The sequence below is a fragment of the Rhodococcus sp. SB1D genome (genome assembly GCF_048573875.1).
GTDB lineage: Bacteria > Actinomycetota > Actinomycetes > Mycobacteriales > Mycobacteriaceae > Rhodococcus_F > Rhodococcus_F qingshengii.
Genome location: NZ_JBMAIQ010000008.1, coordinates 25,246 through 42,915, shown reverse-complemented (window position 1 = coordinate 42,915; position 17,670 = coordinate 25,246). Strand labels below are relative to the sequence as shown.

Genomic DNA, 17,670 nt, shown 5'->3' with positions numbered 1-17,670 from the left:
GCAGCTCACTCGGTGGGCTGGGGGAGCGTGCAATCGGTGACTTTGGGGTTGACGCCGAAGTAGTTCAGCGGACCCGCGATGACCGTGAGCGCGATGGTCCCGACGCCGGCGCAGTTGGTCGGCGAACTGCTGTAGTAGCCGCGTTGGCCGGCCGCGACGGCCCCGACTATCAGCCAGATCAGAACGATCAGAGTCACAATTCTCATCATGGCGGGCTCGATTCTTCAAATATTATGGTGCCCAGCGAAATACCCGGTCAGAGTGGGTATGAAACGCTCTGCCGACGGGTATCCGCGGTGTATGCGGCTCGAGGCGGGCGTATCCGCCCGAGTGAACGCACTGAAGGAGCTTGTGATGATCATCCTCGGCGTGATCCTGCTGATAATCGGTTTCGTGGTGAACATTCCGATCCTGTGGACGATTGGTGTCGTCTTGCTGGTGATCGGAATCATCCTGTACGCGCTGGGCGCGGCCGGGCACGCCATCGGTGGTCGGCGGCATTACTACTGATCCGTTGTCGGCTCGTCGTGCGTATCCGTGCCAGTCGGCGCGGTCGGTACGGTGCGCTGAACGGCACGCGCAATCAGTTCCCGAAGGCAGACCTGGCGCAGCGTTCGCTGTTGCCAGTCGCTGCCGTTGCCTGTGACTGACTTGAGCTGCAGCGCCGACTCCACGCTCGAGTACTCGCCTCCCTCGTCGAGGGAGTCACGGACATGGATCAGGAGCCGGTGCAACAGTTCCGTGGCTGAAATTCTTTGTGAGGTAATCGGATCGATCGACGCTCCCAGGACGCCTTCCTTCGCGGACACCCAGGTTGCGAGGCGGAGGCTCTCGAGGGAAATGTTCGGAGCCTCGATGCCCCGGTCTATCGCGCGTAACGCAGTTGCCACCAGAGCTCGTCCAAGGGTTGCAAGTAGCGCTGCATCCTCTGCTGTCGGCTGAACGTCGCAGACTCGGATCTCGACGGTCGGTAGGTGGCAGGAAGGTCGGATATCCCAGTAGGCCATCCGCTTGTCGAGCATCACGCCGCAATCCACCATCTTCGCAACCGCGGTGTCGAAGTCCCCGGTGGTCTCGAAGTACGGCGGCGGCCCGGCGACTGGCCACCTGGACCATTGGATCGCCCGCCAACTCGCGAAGTCGGTGTCGACTCCTTGGTGGACACGGGAATTGGCGCTCAGTGCCAACAAGGCGGGCAACCAGATGCGCACGTGATTGCAGACCTGCACGGCCTGTACTTGATCAGCGACGCCCACATGTATGTGGCAACCGCAGATGCTTTGTTCGGCAGCGAGGGCGCCGAAGCGTTCGCCCATCCGGCGGTAGCGAGGCGAGTCGCTGATCTCGAAACGCGAAGGCCCCGAAAGCGGTGCGCCGACGGCCAACAGCCTGCAGCCGTTCAACTCGGCAGCTTTTGCCGCGAGCCGACGCATGTCGATCAAGTGGGTTCGGAGTTCGTCGATGCCATGGCACACGGGAGAGTTGGTCTCGACTTGGCAGCGGGACAACTCGAGCTGAAGATCCAACCCCAGTGTCGACGCGGTTTCCGCAACCGCAACATTGTCGGTGGACGGCAACCAGGAGGTCGGGTCGACGAGGATGAATTCTTCTTCGACGCCGACAGTCGGGGTCGTCGATTCGTGGCGGCCAGCGGTGGATTCGGTCGAGCAGGTGGCGCCCATGCTCGCGTCTACCCGGTCGGTCGAAGGCGGAAACCGACCCGAGGAAGCCCCGTTCTCGTCGGGAGAACGGGGCCTGTGGTCGGCCTTGCCAACATCTCGGAAGCGTCAACGAGTCCTTGCACACCGTATGAATCTGGGGACTGGCGTGCCTGGGAAAACGTACTGTGTCGGACTCGGTAAAACGAGACCCCAAGGCATGTCTCACCCCCTATTTCACCCTCGTGTGGACTTGTCCGCACGCCCTTCGCCGAGTCGCGGATCATGACCTGGCGGCCTGCGGTGGTGCAGTCTCGGTTTTATCCGTGGGGCCGCCGTTATCGAGCAGATTCCGAGAATTACGAACCCATCTAAACTAACGTCCAGCATTCGGATGTGACGTTCTGGCGGAGTGTGGGGGGTCGGTGAGTCAGCAGATATTTGATCAGTTAATCGCGTGCACAGCATCCGGAGAAGTTATGGAACTTTCGAACTGGTATTGCGTTTCACCAGCGAACATCTTCAGTGGTCATGTGTAAAAGTCAGAAGATGGGAGAAAGTGCCTGGGATTGTGTTGCTACCAGTTCGTTATTGCAGACGAATGTCCACTATGTGCATGGAAGGCGACTCTTGAATGCGGGCAAAACTGCGTGTCAGCTGTGTCGGCGCTCCCTCTGCCTGGTGCTCTTGGATTGATAGTTTCACCAGGAAGATCGTTCGTGATCGACGCGCCGGGAAGTTTTTCTCAAGATTTACCCACTTGCGAATTGGGGAAATAAGCGGGTTGCGGAAGACCGAAATGTTGCGGGTGGGAGCTGTTATTTCCGGTGATTTGCCCATATCTTGCTGAGTGACGTATTTGCAACCGAAGTGTCGCGCGGTCGAGAAATAATGCTTTTCATGCTTTACATTGGAAATTGCAAGATGCACGTTTCATCCTCAGTGTTAAACGAAAGGACGAACGCAATGGGTAGCTTGGAAGATTTCGACATCGCGGCACTTCTTCAGAAGGTCATCGCATTCTTCGACGGATTCTCGTCGGACGAGACCGAGCCCCCCACGGGCTAAGACTTAGCGAAGCCGCTGTGCATCCGGATGACACTGGATGTGCAGCGGCTTCTCTGTGTCCGGCGCCTTCATCGGCGAAGGCAATGAATCGGGGTGCATGGTTTCGGCCCGCCACTGGGCACTAACTGGTTGCATCCGTCTGGATCAAGAGCATCGCGTCGTCGACCGGATCGAAGTACAGAGCCGGGTCGGCAACCAGTGCAGCGTCGTCACCATGAGTTTGCATGGTGACAACCCAGGCACGATCGTCGTGTTCCACGTAATAGGCACCCGCGAGGACCCCGATGGAACTGCCGCCCTTGAATCCGCCGTAAGTGAACCATTTCGCGGACTCGTCACTGAGCGCCGGATCCTCGGCGAGAATGTCTCGAACCGGTGCGCCGCTCTCGGTCTTCGCCTTCTCTTGCAACGTGCCCAACGCGGCACGCAGGTCGGCAGGCGAGGCGAACCAATCGATGTCGAAAGGCCATGCGGGGGTGGTGAATGCTGACGCCGGGATGTCCACCAGGCCGCCAGGTAGTGCCGCGAGTATCGCTCGACGCTCGTCCGGAGTTCCGTCGCGCCAAGCGATACGTTGTGCGCCTTGGCCACCCCAGCCGAGTTGGAACAGTGCGCGGGTCGGCTTGAGCGGGATGTTGAGCGAAGGATTTGCCATGCCCATCGGGGCGAATTCGGCTTCTACCTGCTCGCGCCCGACAGCAGCGATCAGCATGTCGGTGGCGGTGTTGTCGCTGATCGAGATCATCTTGCCGGCGGTATCTCGGACCGTGACTTCAGTTCCCGATGGCAGGTCCTGCATGGTCCCGCCGGGCATCGATTTGAGGTCGTCGGTGATGGTGAGCTTCTGATCCCAGGAGAGTGTCCCGTTCTGGACGGCCGTCGCGACCGCGCCGAGAACGTACAGCTTGATCGTTGACCCTGTGGGCTGTGGTGAGGTGTCGCCGACACTGAAGACTTCGGCGTTCTTTCCTTCGGTGACCTCGGTGACGGTCAGATTGGTCGGCGCGGGAAGCGCTTTGACAGCTGCCTCGAGTTCTTGCCAAGATGCCGCCGGCACATGAACGTCCTTGGTCGGTGTGATCGCCATCCCGAGGATCAGCCCGTTGCCGTCGACGACGACGTTGACGTCGAACGCACCGCCGGAGGTGCTGGTGATGGAAACTGTGCCGTCGGAGTCGCCTCCCTTGTACTTCACTGTTGTCCAAGGCTGTCCGGCTCGGATGGAGTCGAAGTCCGGAGGTGTCAGGACTACGGGTGCAATGGGCCCGAAGTGTTCGGCGATTTCTTCCTGGGGCAACGGCGTGCTCGTGTTGAACGCACTGAGAAGCCAGGTGATCTGCTTGCCGACGGAGCTGTCAGGGATCGTGACCGTAGCGGGTGCCGCGGTGGGGGCTTCGGCGCGCGTCCGTCTGAGGTGTAGACATACTTAGCCTGAGGTACTGAATCGCTTCATCCTGGAGTACCGTCAACCACTTGTAGTGGTGACACGCGCCTTGCCGCTGGACAAATGGGAGAAAGGCTGCGCTCGAAGAACTTTCGTGATGACTGCGAGAGCTAGTTCTTGGTCGCGGCCAAAAAGGACGGTTGCGTTGACAGCGCTGCGATTTCTTCGGGGAGTTCGGGGATCCGACGATCGTACAGTTCTGCCAACTCGACCGAGCTGAAGCGTCGGACAGTCCAATTGTGTTCAGCCAACCACTGGCCCGGATCGGATCGCTTGTCGCTGTAGAACAGTTGCGAAATGTCCAGGTCTCCGAACGGGTCCTTGGCGAAGTACTTGGATCTGATGGCCGCAAGCTTGCTCGGGTCGGTTCCGGCCGGAAAGTCGTTCACCGCCAAGCGACTACCGGTGGCCGAGAGTTCGTCGATCCGCTCGAACAGGGCGTCGTGGGCCGGGCCGGGGAGATAGGCGAGCAGGCCTTCCGCCGACCAGGCGGTGGGTTCGTTCGGGTCGAAACCAGCCTCCTCGAGTGCGGCCGGCCAGTCGTTTCGCAGATCAGTAGGCACAGTGCGTCTATCGGTCTTCGGCTGGGCGTCGTGCGCAGCGAGCACTTCGGCTTTGAACTCCAGCACCTTTGGCTGATCCACTTCGAATACCGTCGATCCTGAGCTCCAATCCAGCCGGTACGCACGCGAATCCAACCCTGCTGCAACGATTACCGCCTGTCTTACTCCGGATTCGGTTGACGACGAGAAGAATTCGTCGAAGAACCTGGTTCGCAACCCCATGAAACCGCCGAAGGGGGTGTCCTCGAGGAGCGTGGGATCTTTCAGAAGAGCTGTGAAATGCGGCTCGGCTGCAGCTTCTACGAACCACGATGCGAACTTGTCTTCGATGATCGCGTCCGGACGGGTGCTCTCCAGTGCTCGGAACGTTGCCACTGCCAGCGCAGTAAGTCCGACGCTACTGACGATGTCCCACGTATCTCCATCGCTCCGCATTGTCTGGGTGTCCTTCCGCTCTTGACGACTGAGCCGAACTCTCTCGACCCTACGCCCGTGTGACCCCTCGTCGCCTGGAACGGAACGGTCGGACTTGGAGCAGCAAATACACGCTGACCGGATCGAAAAATTCTGCAGTGCAAGGCGTTCGGTTTGAATCAGCATTCTGCCAGGAATTTGCCAGGTCAGTGCCAGTGAGCGGCAAGGATGCAGGACTTCACTGGGGTGTGCCTCAGGGCTGAGAGAGAGCCTCGAGAATCCTTCGGGCAGGGGATTGATCGTGGCATGACCATCCGCCGGAACCACTTCGTGGGACCGTTCGGTTCCAGTTGATCTCTCGGACCGCACAACGAATGTCCCGTCGAGAAAGAGAGATGTGAGCCCATGTTGCAGGAAGGCTCGCTGAATGTATTGGCCGCCGCGGCGCGGAGCGGTAGCCGTGAGTCCATGGCCAGTTTGTATGCGGCGTTTCGTCCGATGGTTGTGCTGCGGTGCCGCGCCGAGCTTGATCAGGCCGTTTCCGATTTCGCCGCGGATGCCGCGTGCGTCGCCGTTCTCACGGCAGTGTGCGACGGATCGGAGACGTATCAGCCTTTTCTACGCGTGCTGTACGCGAGTACAAGCATCGCGATTGCTCGGGCGGCATCCGACGGGTTCAGCGGTGGATCGCTCCCGCTTCCGACAACGCTCCCGGTTGTCGAACGCGATGTCCTGGTGTTGCGGCTGATCGTCGGGCTCGATACAAAGGCGACCGCAACGTCGCTTGCCCGTACGACAGACGAGGTGTCGCTCGACCTGCATCGGGCGCTGCGGCGACTGCGAAAGTTGTCTTCTCCGAATGCAATCAGAAAAGTATTGACAGTCACCCGTGAGGTCGGCGAAGGTTGGCACTCTGGCGTCTGTCGAGGGCGATCTGGGGGATCGCCCATCTCGGACTGATGGCTCTCGTGACATGGTGCCTCGTTCTTGCTCAGCCTTCGAATCGAGTATCCCTGGATACCAATGTATTTCGAAGAATACCAAGCTTTTCGACTTCGACCTCGACCTGATCGCCTGGTTGTAGTAGCCATTGGGGTGAGCGTGCGTAGCCGACTCCCGACGGTGTGCCCGTAGCGAGGAGATCGCCGGGGTGCAGTGTGAAGGTTTGAGAGATGTGAGAGAGGGTGTCGCCGACTGTATAGACCATTTCGTCGGTGCGGGCGTCCTGAACGATTTCGCCGTTGACGCGGGTTTGTATTCGCAGGCCGTCGCGCAGGTCGCCGACTTCGCTCGCAGGAACCATCGGTCCTAGTGGGCCGGATCGGTCACCGTTCTTTCCGAGTATCCACTGCGAGGTGAGTTTCTGTGCTCGCCTGCAGGTGAGATCGTTGAACGTCGAGTATCCGACGACAGCTGCAAGGGCCTGGTCGGGAGTGGCGTCGGCAAGCTTTTGCCCAACCCAGGCGACCACCTCTCCTTCCCAGTCGAGACCCTGCTCGTTGGCTGGAACGGGGACATCGGTGTCGCCGACAGTGAGGGAGTTGGGCCACCGGGCGAACAGAGTCGGATAGGCGGGTAGAGGATCTGCGCGGTAGCTCCCCTCTGCGACGTGGGCAAGATAGTTCAGTCCGATGCAGACCACCCTCGCGCCCGGCAGGACCGGTGGAACGAACTCGATGTCGGCTACCGGCAGGTGTGGCCCGGTCGGAGTCGTCGCGAGCTTGCCGGCGGGATCCGACCAGAACTCTTCGAGAGTGCACACGACACTCACGTGGGAGCCGTCCTCGGACAGTTGAGCCACCTGAACTCCACGATCGGGTTGCTGAATCCCAACGATTTTCATCAGTTGCCTTTCAGGTTCGAATTAAACCTATAAACCTTCTGAGGTTTATGGTTTCATAGGACTATGCCTCACGACACCCCAGATGGACAAGGCGGACGCATGCCCCGGATTTCTGTTGCGCCGAGTGACCCGATTTCTGTGCTGTCCAAAGCGGTGGGGAGGGGGACCCGAGCCGAGCAGTTGGCGGCGGCGATCGACAGCCGGATTCGGGAGCAGAACCTGGAGCCCGGTGCGCCAATCGGCACGCTGGAATCGCTTCGCGGCGAGACCGGATTTGCATATTCGACTGTCAGCGAAGCGGTTCGACTGCTTCGTGATCGAGGAGTGCTGGAGATCCGCCAGGGGCGAGGTGGCGGCTTATTTGTCGCAGAGAAAAGCCCGGCGGTTCGCTTGCGCCATACGTTGCTGAGTGTCACCGAGGGGGCCTCGGTCGTCGCGGATGCCATCGAGTTGCGTGATCACCTCGAAATCTTGATCGACACTGCTGCGGCTCGGCATCGAAGCCGGGCCGACATCGCCGACTTGGGGGCACACCTGAAGCGGATGGAATCCGCCCCCGACTGGGACACCTTCCTCCGAGCGAACTGGGCCTTGCACGAGCGAATCGCGACGATCGTTCCCAATGACCTTGCGCGATCGGTCTATATCGGCACTCTGGGCCCGCTGCACGGCACGGCCACCGAGTTCGACAACGAGCGTGACGCAGCGGGCTACCGCACCGAGAGGTTTCACATCCACGTCGAACTTGTCGACGCAATCTCCGCCGGCGATGTGGCTGCAGTACGTGCGGCCGTCGTACGGCACAACACTCCAGTCTGAAAGGACGATTCATGTCCGGTGAGTTCCGCTCACATCTGTTTCCTCACGACCATCGCCGACTATCGAGTGTTCGAGGTTTGGATCCCTACGCCTATCGCGATGTGTCAAGGCGGCCTGGGACCTTTACCGGTGATCTCGTTGAGGGATGGAAGCCGCTATATCTCAACGAATTTCGAGGAGTCACCGAAAACGGCACGATCACGGACGGGCTTTACCCTTTGACAGCCGTCACGCACGGTGAAGAGGCTCCGGTGGATGAAATGGTGGATGCTGCGAGAGATCTACTTGCGGAGTTGAGTGACGTCGATCGCTCCAGGATCAGTTATCCGATCGATGCTGTCGAGTGGCAGACGTGGGCGAACCCCGAGTTCATGCAGTTCGACACCGGAGTACGACTCGAGTTCCAATCGCAACGTGTTCGACAGTTGGCATTGCGATTGGTCGAGGCCTCGCTGAGCCCCGAAGGTTTTCGAATCGTCCGAAACATGATGTTGATCAATGGTTTTCTCGGCGAGGTTGTCGGATTGGAGACGATACTCAACGAATTCAGTTACAACGTCGCTCTGTACGGTGAACCGAGTGTCCTCTCGCCGTGGGGATGGCAATTGTACGGTCACCACTGCGCGGTCAACTGTCTGATCATCGGCGGGCGGATGGTTGTGAGTCCGGTCTTTCTCGGCGCGGAACCCAACGAGATAGACGATGGTCCCCACGCCGGCATCGAATCATTCACTGGTCGAATCGAACTCGGTATAGAACTGATGGCCGCACTCACTGACGACCAGCGGCGTGAGGCCACTGTATACGGGCTGATGAACGATCCGGCCATGCCTCCCGGGCGAGTGCACCCCGGGGATGAGCGGCACCTCGCCGGAGCGTTTCAGGACAACCGAGTGATTCCCTTCGAAGGCATTCCCGTCGATCAGATGGACACGCGTGCCAGACAACTAGTGCTCGCGATCGCCGAACAGTTCGTGGCATTGTTGCCCGCGGGACCTCGGACTGCTCGTCTGCGCGAGATCGAAGAGCACCTGGACCGGACATGGTTCTGCTGGATCGGCGGGCACCGCCCTGGAGACGTCTTCTACTACCGCATCCAATCCCCGGTCTTGATAGCTGAACTGGATCACCACTGCGGTGTCTTCCTCGACTACGACACTCCTCAGCCCTTCCATATTCACACGGTGATGCGCACTCCGCATGGCAACGATTACGGACGTTCCTACGTTCGACAGTGGCAAGAGCAGACGGAATCGTGACCTGCAGTCAACTCCAGGGAGTCGTCTCGGCCAGACACTGGATTTCGAACCTACTTCACACGTACGTCGACTTTGCGGACCGCAAAGACGTCGACGGTGCTGTGGGGCTCCTGGCTTCTGCCCGGGTTAGCTTCCCCGGGACGGGTTTCGATCATCCGGACGATGCGGAGAAGTTCTTCGCAGAATTGTGGAAATCACCTGTCGCACATCGCCATGACGTCAGCAACCTCGTGGTGCTCGCCGGGTCTGGCCCCCGAGTGTGGAAAGCTCACGCGCACTACACTCGGTGGGTGTTCGAACCCGATCCCTCGGTGCACACCCTCGGTGAATACACGATGGTTGTCGACGAACGAGACTGGAGCATCATCGAACTTGCGGTAACCAGGACCTGGACGAGGAGTTAGTCGTGGCGAACATAGGCAGGGCCACGGTGATTCTGGATTCGATCGCCGAGAGTCGCTGGCCGATGACGCTGACAGACCTCGCAACCCGCACCGGACTTCCACGTTCGACGGTGCACCGAGTTATTCAAGCTCTCGAACGTGAGTTGTACGTGGTCCGAGTTCCGGACAGATCCGGATACATCTTGGGCCCCGGCTTACTCAAGTTCGGGATGAATGCTCACCTACGGCTACTCTCGGCCAATCGATCTCAGCTGGCGACGTTGGCTCGTACCGTCAACGAGAACGTGGAGTTGGCGATCTTCAGTGGTCGCGAGGTTGTCGTCGTCGATCAGATTGCCTCACCGGAAAGGCTCAGAGGCGTCACCAAGGTCGGCAAGAGCTTTTCGCTGCATGCGAGTTGTATCGGGAAGGCCATGCTTGCTCAGTTGCCGGAGGAGCAGGCAGTTGCGTTGTTGTCACCGGTTCTACCGCGATTTACGGAAAAGACGATCACCGAACGGGCGGCGCTGCTGGCGGAACTGGCGGAGGTGCGTCGCTCCCACGTCTCCGTCGACATCGAGGAGCACGACGTAGGGATCTGCGCCGTGGCTACTGCAATGATCGGACCGACTGGCGCGCTTCAAGCGATCGCCATCGTCATTCCGTCCGGGCGGTTCAAAGCGAAGAAGGAACTCGCGGTCGAAGGTCTCAAAGTGGTGAACAGTCAGGTGGATCTGGGTTTGTCGCGAGCGCAATTCTGAATGCGACTGCCTGAGAGCTTCTTCTGTGTGCTCCCGTGACTTCTGCAGATCGCGCGAATCAGTTCCCGGCTCCTACTGGGAGGTCGGGAACTGATTCGTGATCAGTGGTATCCCTACCGTCTGATGCGCCTATCTGCAAAACAGAGTGCACAGACCGCGACCAAGCACACTGCCGCGGCACCCGCGAACGTACTGAACAATCCGACGGCTCCACCCGACGCAATGGAGGTACCGCCGATTACCGGGCCTAAGAACGCCCCGACGAATGATGTCCCGTTCGACCAACCAAGGGCAGTTGCTCGTGCAGGCAACGGGTAGACATCGGCTGTGGTCGTGTGCACCAGATTCATCGTGGAATGGCCGCCGATGCCCATCAGTGCCACACAAATCATGGTCCCCGTCAACGATGTCGGCAGATAGACCATTCCGAGAAGTCCGACGAGCGTGCACGCGCTGGTGGCTACCGCTATAACTGAGGCCCCGCGGCGGTCGGCCGCCCACGCACTGGCAAAGGAACCGATTACTGCGGCACCGGTCAGAGTAAAGGTGATCACAAGAGCAGTGTTCAGCGTGTACCCCAAGTCAATAATCGACTGCGCTGCCCACACGTTGAGTCCCTGCCACGCAACCATGTTGGAGATTGCGCATACCGCGACAACCAGTGCGATTGTGGACCCGCGGCCGGTGAACAGTGCGGCAATCTTTTGCCGACCAGACCATAAACGCCCCGCCACCTCCTGGGGAGTGTCGGTCGGGATGTCGATTATCACGACGGCGGCGAGGATCACCAGAGCCGTACATGCACCGATGAAGAACATCGGGCGCCATCCGAGCGCAGGAAGCACTGGAATCGCGAGCAGTGACGCGACGACGCCGCCGAGTGGGATACCTGCCATTGTGATCGTGACGACCAACGACGCCCGTGACGATGCCGCACTGTTGCGAGCGACTGTCATCGCGGTGGTGAGCGCGCCGCCCACGCCGAATCCAGTGACAAATCGACCCACTGCGAGCATGACGATGCTGATCGACGCTCCGGTGATCACGGCTCCGAAAGCGAACAGTGCGATGGCAACAATGAGAACCCACTTTCGACCGGAGCGCTCGGCAGCGAGAGGGGCCAGTACTGATCCGGCGATGGCTCCGATATAGACGAGCCCGCCGACCAGCCCTGCTTGTTGATCGGTTATGCGCAGGTACGAGTCTTCCAACAGCAACGGAATAACAGATCCGTAGACGATCAGGTTGAATCCCTCGATCACGGTGATAACCATGCACAACCCGATGACTGCGGGGTGGGATCGAGTCTCCCCACGTTCATCGGTTCGCGCGGGTGCATTGAGATGCATGTGTTGTCTCTCCAGACAGTGAGCCCGATTCGGGCGGTCGATGTGATGCGTGCCATCGTCCGATGTCGACTTCTCGGGCGTAACCGTTTAGTCCCGGAAACCGGGACAAATGGGGTGACGCGCAGCACATCTGGCTCATACCTTCAGCTCGTTGGAAAAACTCGATCCGAGGAGCTGAATCAATGGACCTGTCAGAAGTCACCGCTCTACTAGATCCGAAGCCTCTGCAATTGGAGATGGGATACGAGCGACTGCCATCTGGAGGGCTGCACGTCGCAGTCCGTACGGATATGCACGGTTGCACCGGCGAGATGCTCGAATGGTGGGTCCGCTGGCGTTGCGACACACAGAAATACATCTGGTGGCATCCCATCGACCACACGTACAGCAGTTGGCAGGGTAATCTCTCGGACGACACTCATATCGGCAGCGAGCACGTCGTCACCGAATACTTCTCGGGGCAGCCGGCCGATGATCTGGTCATCCAATTTCGGGATCCGTCCGAGTTCTTCGACGAAGACGCCTATTCCAGAGCAAGAGAATCCGGCGCTGTGTCCGGAGTGGTTGTCGGACGATTGGGGGTCACCCACAATCCACCTCGTCTCCCGGACGGGCGCGTGCTCGGCGGCAGGCTGCTGCACATCGCTCGCGATACCGAGTGGGGGATGGCCCTGCGAAGTCACTTCTTCATCGGACACGATCTCGAGACACTCGGGCAAACCGCGGAACAGATTGCGGCACAAGCAACTGTGGAGTTCGGTCAAGGACTCCTGCAGCACGCGTACGACGAGTTCACATTTTTGTCTCGTTTCCTGCCGTCGCTCTACGTAGCCGAAAACCGGGACGTATCTCCGCCGCGAGCACCGTGGTGACGGCAGTTGTCTCGGTGCCCGCCAGGGTCGTGCAGCCGTTTCAGGCGGCACCGAGAATTTCGGCTCGTCCCGATTTCCGGGACCTGATCCGTGACAAAAGGAATTAACGAACCGATCCTTGTTCTCAACATCAAAGCTATTTCACCAGAACGGAATTCGCTGTGCAGAGTGTCAACGCCGAAGCAACGAGGATAGCTGCTGACGTGATGATCGTCGGTTTCGGGCCGGTGGGGAAGCTTCTCGCCGTCAAACTCGCTCGGAAGGGCCACGATGTCGTCGTCGTGGATCGAAATGAAGTCGGATACCCTCTGCCGCGTGCAGTAACCCATTGCGCCGATTTCGCGCGAATCCTGCAGTCGGTCGGGCTGGCGCCGGACACCATTCCCGAGATAACCGAACCTTATGACGACATGTATGTGTGGCGAAACGGTGACGGGCGGACACTGGTGGAGGTCGACTGGAGTGGTAAAGGTGAATCCGGTTGGTACAACACCTATTTCTTCAGCCAGCCCGCATTGGAAGAGGCCTTGGACGCCATTGTCGCCGGGTTGTCCAATATTCGGGTGATGAGGGGGTGGGAAGCGGTGGCATTGACGCAGAATTCGGCACTGGCAACAGTAGTCGTCCAATCCGTGGACAGCGGTAGGTGTGTCGCCGTCGATGCGCAGTGGATTGTCGGTGCAGACGGGGCGAACAGTCGCGTTCGTCAATGGGCCGAAATCGACTGGCACGACGAGGGGTACTTCTACGATTGGTTGGTTGTGGACGTCAAACCTTCGGGCGGAACCAGTTTTCCGAACGTTGCCGCGCAGAATTGCGACTACCGACGCCCTTCCACGATGGTTCCCGGTGGTCCGGGCCGCCGTCGCTGGGAGTTCATGCGACTGCCGGAAGAGAGTCCAGAATCCCTTCAGCGCGAAGACACGGCATGGGAACTGCTCGAGCCGTATGGGCTGACCCCTGACAATGCAATCCTTGAACGGCATTCCGTGTACACGTTTCAGGCTTGCTGGGCGACGCGATGGCGACAAGGACGCGTGTTGCTCGCCGGCGATTCCGCGCATCTTATGCCGCCGTTCGCCGGACAAGGCCTGGGTGCTGGTGTCCGTGACGTGATGAATTTGTCGTGGAAGCTCGATGCGGTGTTGCGTTCGGCAGCGGACGACCACCTGCTCGATACATATGGAACAGAACGACTAAGGCACGCACAAGCTTTTGTGCAGTTCTCGACCGAACTAGGTCAAGTCATCTGCATGTCCGACCCGCAGCAAGCTGCTGAACGTGATGCCCGCATGGTGGCGAACTGGACTGCGGGAATGAAGCCTCCTGCTCCGCCACGACCAGGGCTCGGCCCAGGGATACATGTCGGGACTGCCGGTGGCAGTCTGGCTTTACAAGGTCAGGTTCGAGTCGGAGATGGCGAAGTTGCCAAGTTCGACGATGCGTTCGATGGGCCAGGGGCTTTGATTTCACGCACATCGGCCGCGCTGCGAGAAGTTCCGGAGGCGACGCGAACAGCTTTGGCGACGTTGGGGATCGACCTCGTAGCGCTCGGAGGTGCCGAATCGGCGGGCGTGACCGTTGTCGACGACGTCGACCTCACCTACACGCGCTGGCTCGACGATCAGGACGCAGATGTCGTTCTGGTCAGACCGGATTTTCACGTCTACGGCGTTGCTGGAACGCACCAGGCAACCGAGCTGGCAGCAGGTTTTCTAAACAGGTTGCGTGTGCCGGAACCTGCTCGGACGCTTGCCTGACAGCGCGACCGCCACATCGACTATCGACAGGAAGTTACATGTTCAACTCAGTGACCGACGACATCGATTCGGTCGAATCATCTTCGGAACAATCCGGATCCGATGTTCGAAGAGGGCCCTTGGCAGGCATAGTCGTTGCAGACCTCACGCGCGCACTCGCGGGACCTCACGCTTCAATGATGTTCGGCGACCTGGGGGCGACGGTCATCAAGATCGAGACACCCGGTACCGGCGACGATACGCGCGGCTGGGGGCCACCTTTCATGGAACCTGCAGGTGCACAGCGAGAATCGACATACTTCTTGTCCACGAATCGAAACAAGAAGTCAGTCGTACTCGATCTGAAATCTGAAGAGGGTCTTGCACTACTGGAATCCCTTGTCTCACGCGCCGACGTTCTGATGGAGAATTTTCGGACCGGCGTCCTCGATCGTTTGGGGCTTACCGCCGAACGACTTTCGGAGCTGAATCCGCGACTCGTCGTGCTGTCCATCAGTGGATTCGGTCACGACGGACCGGAAGGCGGACGTGCGGGGTACGACCAAATCGCACAAGGGGAGGCGGGTCTGATGTCGCTGACAGGTTCGGGTCCCAACGACTTCCAAAAGGTCGGAACTCCGATAGCTGACCTACTGGCAGGGATGTACGGCGCATTCGGTGTACTCGCGGCACTGCAGGAGCGAGCGCGAACCGGCGTTGGGCAGACGGTACGAACCTCTTTGCTGGCCGGCATAGTAGGTATCCACGCCTTCCAAGGAACTCGATTTACCGTCGCTGGTGAAACTGGTAAGGCACAAGGGAATCACCATCCGTCGATCTGCCCCTACGGGCTCTTTCCGACAGCTGACGGCGTAGTTCAGATTGCGGTTGGTAGTGAAGGACTTTGGAAGCGGTTCTGCTCGGGCTTCGGGTTGGCCCCAGATGCCCCCGGGATGGAAGACAACTCCGAACGAGTTCGAAACAGTAAGGCGGTCCGCCAGCTTATCGAAAGCATTTTTTCGAAGTATGGCACGGACGAGCTGCTGCTCGAGCTGGACCGTACGGGTATTCCGGCGGGACGTGTTCGTGGAATCGACGAGGTGTACCGCTGGGAACAGACTCGTTCGCAGGGGTTGATGGTCGAAGTCGAACACGAAAGCCTAGGTCGGATAACGCTTCCTGGGCCCCCACTCCGGTTCTTCTCTGTGGACGGCATGGAGGTCACGAAGAACTGTCACTCGGCTCCACCGCTTCTCGGTGCAGACAACGCTGTTATCACCGGTTGGCTCAGCGAAGCACGCCGATGAGACAGACATCGATGGTTTCTGCTATGAGGCCGAGCCGGCGCGACTCCGGCATGGTCGATGTGACGTTCGACGGCCCAATCGCGACGGTGACGATCGGCACAGGCCGTCGTCGAAACGCTTTGAACGGTGATGCTTGGAAAGATCTCGCGCATCAGATCATTGGCGTCTCGACCCACGCATCGCTCGGTGTTGTCGTCCTTCGCGGCGTCGGCGATACCTTCTGCGCCGGGTCCGATGTCACCGAGTGGGTTGGTGCCTGTGCCGAGGACGTGGAGGAGTCGTTCGCGCAAATGGAGGCAGCCTTCCGCGCTATCGAAATTTGTCCCGTTCCTGTCATCGCACAGATTTCCGGCGTAGCAGCTGGAGCAGGGTGTCAGTTGGCACTCGCGTGCGATATTCGAGTCGTGGCGACTTCCGCCAGAATCGGAATGCCTATTGCGCGTCTCGGGATTCGACCCAGTCCGGCATTCGCGGCGCGCCTTGTCCGTGTTGTGGGACCGGCTGTGGCCGCTGAACTGCACTACACCGGACGGCTGGTGAAGGGACCGGACGCGGTAACAACAGGTTTGGCGAATCGGTGTGTGTACGGCGAGCTCCTCGCGTCGACTGTTCGGGATTTGGTAGAGGAGATTGTTCGCCAGCCGACATCAGCCGTGCGTGCGGCGAAGGAGGCATTGATTGCTGTTACCGGCCCTCCTCCTCACCACACCCTCGGTCCGGCCGTGAATTTGCGCGACCTCCAACTTGGCATCGCGCAAATTCTGCATACGTGAGTCTGCAAGGCTGTTACTGGCCGGCGATGTATTCGATCGACGGGCCGGCAGTCCAACCGCCGTCGACGGCGATCTCGGAACCCGTTGTGTACGAGGCATCGTCGGAAAGCAGGTAGGTGACCGCTCCGACCAACTCCTCCGGGCGACCGACACGGCGATACGGATTGTTGGGGAATGCGCCCTCTTCGAGGCTGATGCCCGTCGGTGCAGTCATGGGCGTCAGGACCATGCCGGGGTGAACCGAGTTGACCCGGATCTTGTCGCGACCGAGTTCGACGGCGGCGATCTTGCTCAGCCCACGCACGCCCCACTTGGCTGCGCCGTAACCGCTGGTCAGAGCCATGCCCATCAGGCCGGCGGCCGAGGAGATGTTCACGATGGATCCGCCGCCGGCTGCCTTCATGAACGGCACTACCGTGTGGATACCGGTGTGCACGGACACCAGGTTGATCTGGATGATGCGCTGGAACGTCTCGAGTGGTTCCTCGGCGACTGTCTGGCCGGACGCCGAGATTCCGGCGTTGTTGACCAAACCGTTGATCGCGCCGAACTCGGATACCGCGTACTCGGCGGCGGACTTCCAAGACGCTGGATCGGTGACGTCGAGGTGAACGTAACGCGCTGCGTCGCCGAGAGATTCGGCCACTGCTCGACCGTCGTCGTCGAGTAGGTCGCCGATGACGACGCGGCCGTTGCCCGCGACGATGCCGCGGGCAAACGCCTCGCCCAGGCCGCGTGCGCCGCCGGTGACGAGAACGATTTTTCCGGAGAGATCCTGAGTCATGATTGTTCCTTACCTGTTGGTGTTGCGAGATATGGCTTCGAGAACGCCCCGAGCGCGCGGGTGATGGCCTCGGGTGCGGGCGTCCGGAGGTCTGCCATCTCACGCAGTGCGGCGACTACCGCAAGTGTTGCCTGGCCCGAAGCCGCTGTGGTGTCGAGCGAGGTTTCCGGACGGTCGATCAGGCGTGCGACTTCTGGGCGAATCAGTTCCATCGTCTCGAAAGTTGCTGATTCCCAAACTCTCCGGAGTGCCGCATCACCGAAGATGATGGGCATCAGTGATCGGGTCATCGGCTCGAAGGACTCGCCGACCGATGCGATAAAGGCATTCTTCACAGCCGCTGCGAGCCCGAATTCGCGGGCTTGCGCGCTGAGTGCCGTGGCCAGACTGCGGTTTCCCTCGTCGAGCATCGGCCAGATGCTCTCCTCTTTGGTGGCGAAGCAACGGTAGAACGTTCGCTCGGAGATTTCTGCCCGCTCGGCGAGCTCCGCGATGGTCGTCGAAGTGTCGCCGCGTTCGACGAAAGCGGCAGCACAACTCTGCGAGACGCGGAGAAGTAGTGCAGTGCGGCGGGCTGTTGCCATATCCGCACTGTACCAAAAGTGGCAGAAACTGCCACAAATGGTGTCGGCCG

General features: G+C 59.9%; 19 protein-coding genes. 10 read left to right on the top strand and 9 right to left on the bottom strand.

What is annotated here, in order from left to right; translation table 11 throughout:
• Positions 1–5 precede the first annotated feature (5 nt).
• On the bottom strand, positions 6–209 hold the full coding sequence (locus ACN50D_RS18505; protein ID WP_003945456.1) for a hypothetical protein: 204 nt from the start codon (positions 207–209) through the stop codon (positions 6–8).
• Between the two features lie 145 nt (positions 210–354).
• On the opposite strand from ACN50D_RS18505, the gene ACN50D_RS18500 reads away from it, so the two are divergent.
• Entirely contained in the window at positions 355–510 is a 156-nt protein-coding gene (locus ACN50D_RS18500; protein ID WP_003945912.1) for a DUF6131 family protein, read from the top strand.
• On the opposite strand, the gene ACN50D_RS18495 is transcribed toward ACN50D_RS18500, so the two are convergent.
• From ACN50D_RS18495 to ACN50D_RS18480, 4 genes are all read right to left on the bottom strand, one after another.
• Positions 504–1,682 (bottom strand): carboxylate-amine ligase, encoded by a 1,179-nt coding sequence (locus ACN50D_RS18495; protein WP_058037545.1) that lies wholly within the window; start codon positions 1,680–1,682, stop codon positions 504–506. The genes ACN50D_RS18500 and ACN50D_RS18495 overlap by 7 nt on opposite strands.
• A gap of 564 nt (positions 1,683–2,246) precedes the next feature.
• Entirely contained in the window at positions 2,247–2,588 is a 342-nt protein-coding gene (locus ACN50D_RS18490; protein WP_143173121.1) for a hypothetical protein, read from the bottom strand.
• A gap of 259 nt (positions 2,589–2,847) precedes the next feature.
• Positions 2,848–4,089: a serine hydrolase gene (locus tag ACN50D_RS18485; RefSeq protein ID WP_307850492.1), complete on the bottom strand. Its 1,242-nt coding sequence runs from the start codon at positions 4,087–4,089 to the stop codon at positions 2,848–2,850.
• Between the two features lie 191 nt (positions 4,090–4,280).
• Entirely contained in the window at positions 4,281–5,168 is an 888-nt protein-coding gene (locus ACN50D_RS18480) for a class I SAM-dependent methyltransferase (protein ID WP_047269285.1), read from the bottom strand.
• Positions 5,169–5,552: 384 nt separating this feature from the next.
• Between ACN50D_RS18480 and ACN50D_RS18475 the strand changes: the two genes are divergently transcribed.
• The gene (locus ACN50D_RS18475; protein WP_211921601.1) at positions 5,553–6,107 is read left to right on the top strand and encodes an RNA polymerase subunit sigma; all 555 of its coding nucleotides are present in this window, start codon (positions 5,553–5,555) and stop codon (positions 6,105–6,107) included.
• A 31-nt stretch (positions 6,108–6,138) separates the two neighbouring features.
• Here ACN50D_RS18475 and ACN50D_RS18470 read toward each other — a convergent pair whose 3' ends face one another.
• Positions 6,139–6,948, bottom strand: coding sequence for a fumarylacetoacetate hydrolase family protein (locus tag ACN50D_RS18470; RefSeq protein WP_370852731.1), 810 nt, complete (start codon positions 6,946–6,948; stop codon positions 6,139–6,141).
• A 141-nt stretch (positions 6,949–7,089) separates the two neighbouring features.
• Between ACN50D_RS18470 and ACN50D_RS18465 the strand changes: the two genes are divergently transcribed.
• From ACN50D_RS18465 to ACN50D_RS18450, 4 genes are all read left to right on the top strand, one after another.
• A complete protein-coding gene (locus ACN50D_RS18465) occupies positions 7,090–7,809 on the top strand; it encodes a FadR/GntR family transcriptional regulator (RefSeq protein ID WP_249342976.1) in 720 nt (239 codons plus the stop codon).
• 251 nt (positions 7,810–8,060) lie between these two features.
• On the top strand, positions 8,061–9,068 hold the full coding sequence (locus ACN50D_RS18460; protein ID WP_257216902.1) for a DUF3500 domain-containing protein: 1,008 nt from the start codon (positions 8,061–8,063) through the stop codon (positions 9,066–9,068).
• The gene (locus ACN50D_RS18455; RefSeq protein WP_042452483.1) at positions 9,065–9,472 is read left to right on the top strand and encodes a nuclear transport factor 2 family protein; all 408 of its coding nucleotides are present in this window, start codon (positions 9,065–9,067) and stop codon (positions 9,470–9,472) included. The genes ACN50D_RS18460 and ACN50D_RS18455 overlap by 4 nt, the downstream gene beginning before the upstream one ends.
• A gap of 2 nt (positions 9,473–9,474) precedes the next feature.
• Positions 9,475–10,212, top strand: coding sequence for an IclR family transcriptional regulator (locus tag ACN50D_RS18450; RefSeq protein ID WP_149357793.1), 738 nt, complete (start codon positions 9,475–9,477; stop codon positions 10,210–10,212).
• 113 nt (positions 10,213–10,325) lie between these two features.
• Here the strand turns inward: ACN50D_RS18450 and ACN50D_RS18445 are convergent, their stop codons facing one another.
• On the bottom strand, positions 10,326–11,561 hold the full coding sequence (locus ACN50D_RS18445; RefSeq protein WP_211921603.1) for an MFS transporter: 1,236 nt from the start codon (positions 11,559–11,561) through the stop codon (positions 10,326–10,328).
• 182 nt (positions 11,562–11,743) lie between these two features.
• On the opposite strand from ACN50D_RS18445, the gene ACN50D_RS18440 reads away from it, so the two are divergent.
• The 4 genes from ACN50D_RS18440 (at position 11,744) to ACN50D_RS18425 (ending at position 16,252) form a co-directional block, all read left to right on the top strand.
• Complete coding sequence (locus ACN50D_RS18440; protein WP_054187957.1) at positions 11,744–12,433, top strand: DAPG hydrolase family protein; 690 nt, start codon at positions 11,744–11,746, stop codon at positions 12,431–12,433.
• A 161-nt stretch (positions 12,434–12,594) separates the two neighbouring features.
• Positions 12,595–14,193: a bifunctional 3-(3-hydroxy-phenyl)propionate/3-hydroxycinnamic acid hydroxylase gene (locus ACN50D_RS18435; protein WP_211921605.1), complete on the top strand. Its 1,599-nt coding sequence runs from the start codon at positions 12,595–12,597 to the stop codon at positions 14,191–14,193.
• Between the two features lie 38 nt (positions 14,194–14,231).
• Positions 14,232–15,479, top strand: coding sequence for a CaiB/BaiF CoA transferase family protein (locus ACN50D_RS18430; RefSeq protein WP_007734649.1), 1,248 nt, complete (start codon positions 14,232–14,234; stop codon positions 15,477–15,479).
• A gap of 23 nt (positions 15,480–15,502) precedes the next feature.
• Entirely contained in the window at positions 15,503–16,252 is a 750-nt protein-coding gene (locus tag ACN50D_RS18425) for an enoyl-CoA hydratase/isomerase family protein (RefSeq protein ID WP_099696961.1), read from the top strand.
• Positions 16,253–16,265: 13 nt separating this feature from the next.
• On the opposite strand, the gene ACN50D_RS18420 is transcribed toward ACN50D_RS18425, so the two are convergent.
• Both ACN50D_RS18420 and ACN50D_RS18415 read right to left on the bottom strand, forming a co-directional pair.
• Positions 16,266–17,036, bottom strand: a complete 771-nt coding sequence (locus ACN50D_RS18420) for a glucose 1-dehydrogenase (protein ID WP_003945779.1) — start codon at positions 17,034–17,036, stop codon at positions 16,266–16,268.
• Entirely contained in the window at positions 17,033–17,620 is a 588-nt protein-coding gene (locus tag ACN50D_RS18415) for a TetR/AcrR family transcriptional regulator (RefSeq protein WP_007734655.1), read from the bottom strand. The genes ACN50D_RS18420 and ACN50D_RS18415 overlap by 4 nt, the downstream gene beginning before the upstream one ends.
• Positions 17,621–17,670: the final 50 nt, after the last annotated feature.

Coding starts and splice junctions, on each gene's coding strand:
- ACN50D_RS18505 (WP_003945456.1), bottom strand. CDS start 209: ATGATGAGAATTGTGACTCTGATCGTTCTGATCTGGCTGATAGTCGGG.
- ACN50D_RS18500 (WP_003945912.1), top strand. CDS start 355: ATGATCATCCTCGGCGTGATCCTGCTGATAATCGGTTTCGTGGTGAAC.
- ACN50D_RS18495 (WP_058037545.1), bottom strand. CDS start 1,682: ATGGGCGCCACCTGCTCGACCGAATCCACCGCTGGCCGCCACGAATCG.
- ACN50D_RS18480 (WP_047269285.1), bottom strand. CDS start 5,168: ATGCGGAGCGATGGAGATACGTGGGACATCGTCAGTAGCGTCGGACTT.
- ACN50D_RS18475 (WP_211921601.1), top strand. CDS start 5,553: ATGTTGCAGGAAGGCTCGCTGAATGTATTGGCCGCCGCGGCGCGGAGC.
- ACN50D_RS18465 (WP_249342976.1), top strand. CDS start 7,090: ATGCCCCGGATTTCTGTTGCGCCGAGTGACCCGATTTCTGTGCTGTCC.
- ACN50D_RS18445 (WP_211921603.1), bottom strand. CDS start 11,561: ATGCATCTCAATGCACCCGCGCGAACCGATGAACGTGGGGAGACTCGA.
- ACN50D_RS18440 (WP_054187957.1), top strand. CDS start 11,744: ATGGACCTGTCAGAAGTCACCGCTCTACTAGATCCGAAGCCTCTGCAA.
- ACN50D_RS18430 (WP_007734649.1), top strand. CDS start 14,232: ATGTTCAACTCAGTGACCGACGACATCGATTCGGTCGAATCATCTTCG.
- ACN50D_RS18425 (WP_099696961.1), top strand. CDS start 15,503: ATGAGGCCGAGCCGGCGCGACTCCGGCATGGTCGATGTGACGTTCGAC.
- ACN50D_RS18420 (WP_003945779.1), bottom strand. CDS start 17,036: ATGACTCAGGATCTCTCCGGAAAAATCGTTCTCGTCACCGGCGGCGCA.
- ACN50D_RS18415 (WP_007734655.1), bottom strand. CDS start 17,620: ATGGCAACAGCCCGCCGCACTGCACTACTTCTCCGCGTCTCGCAGAGT.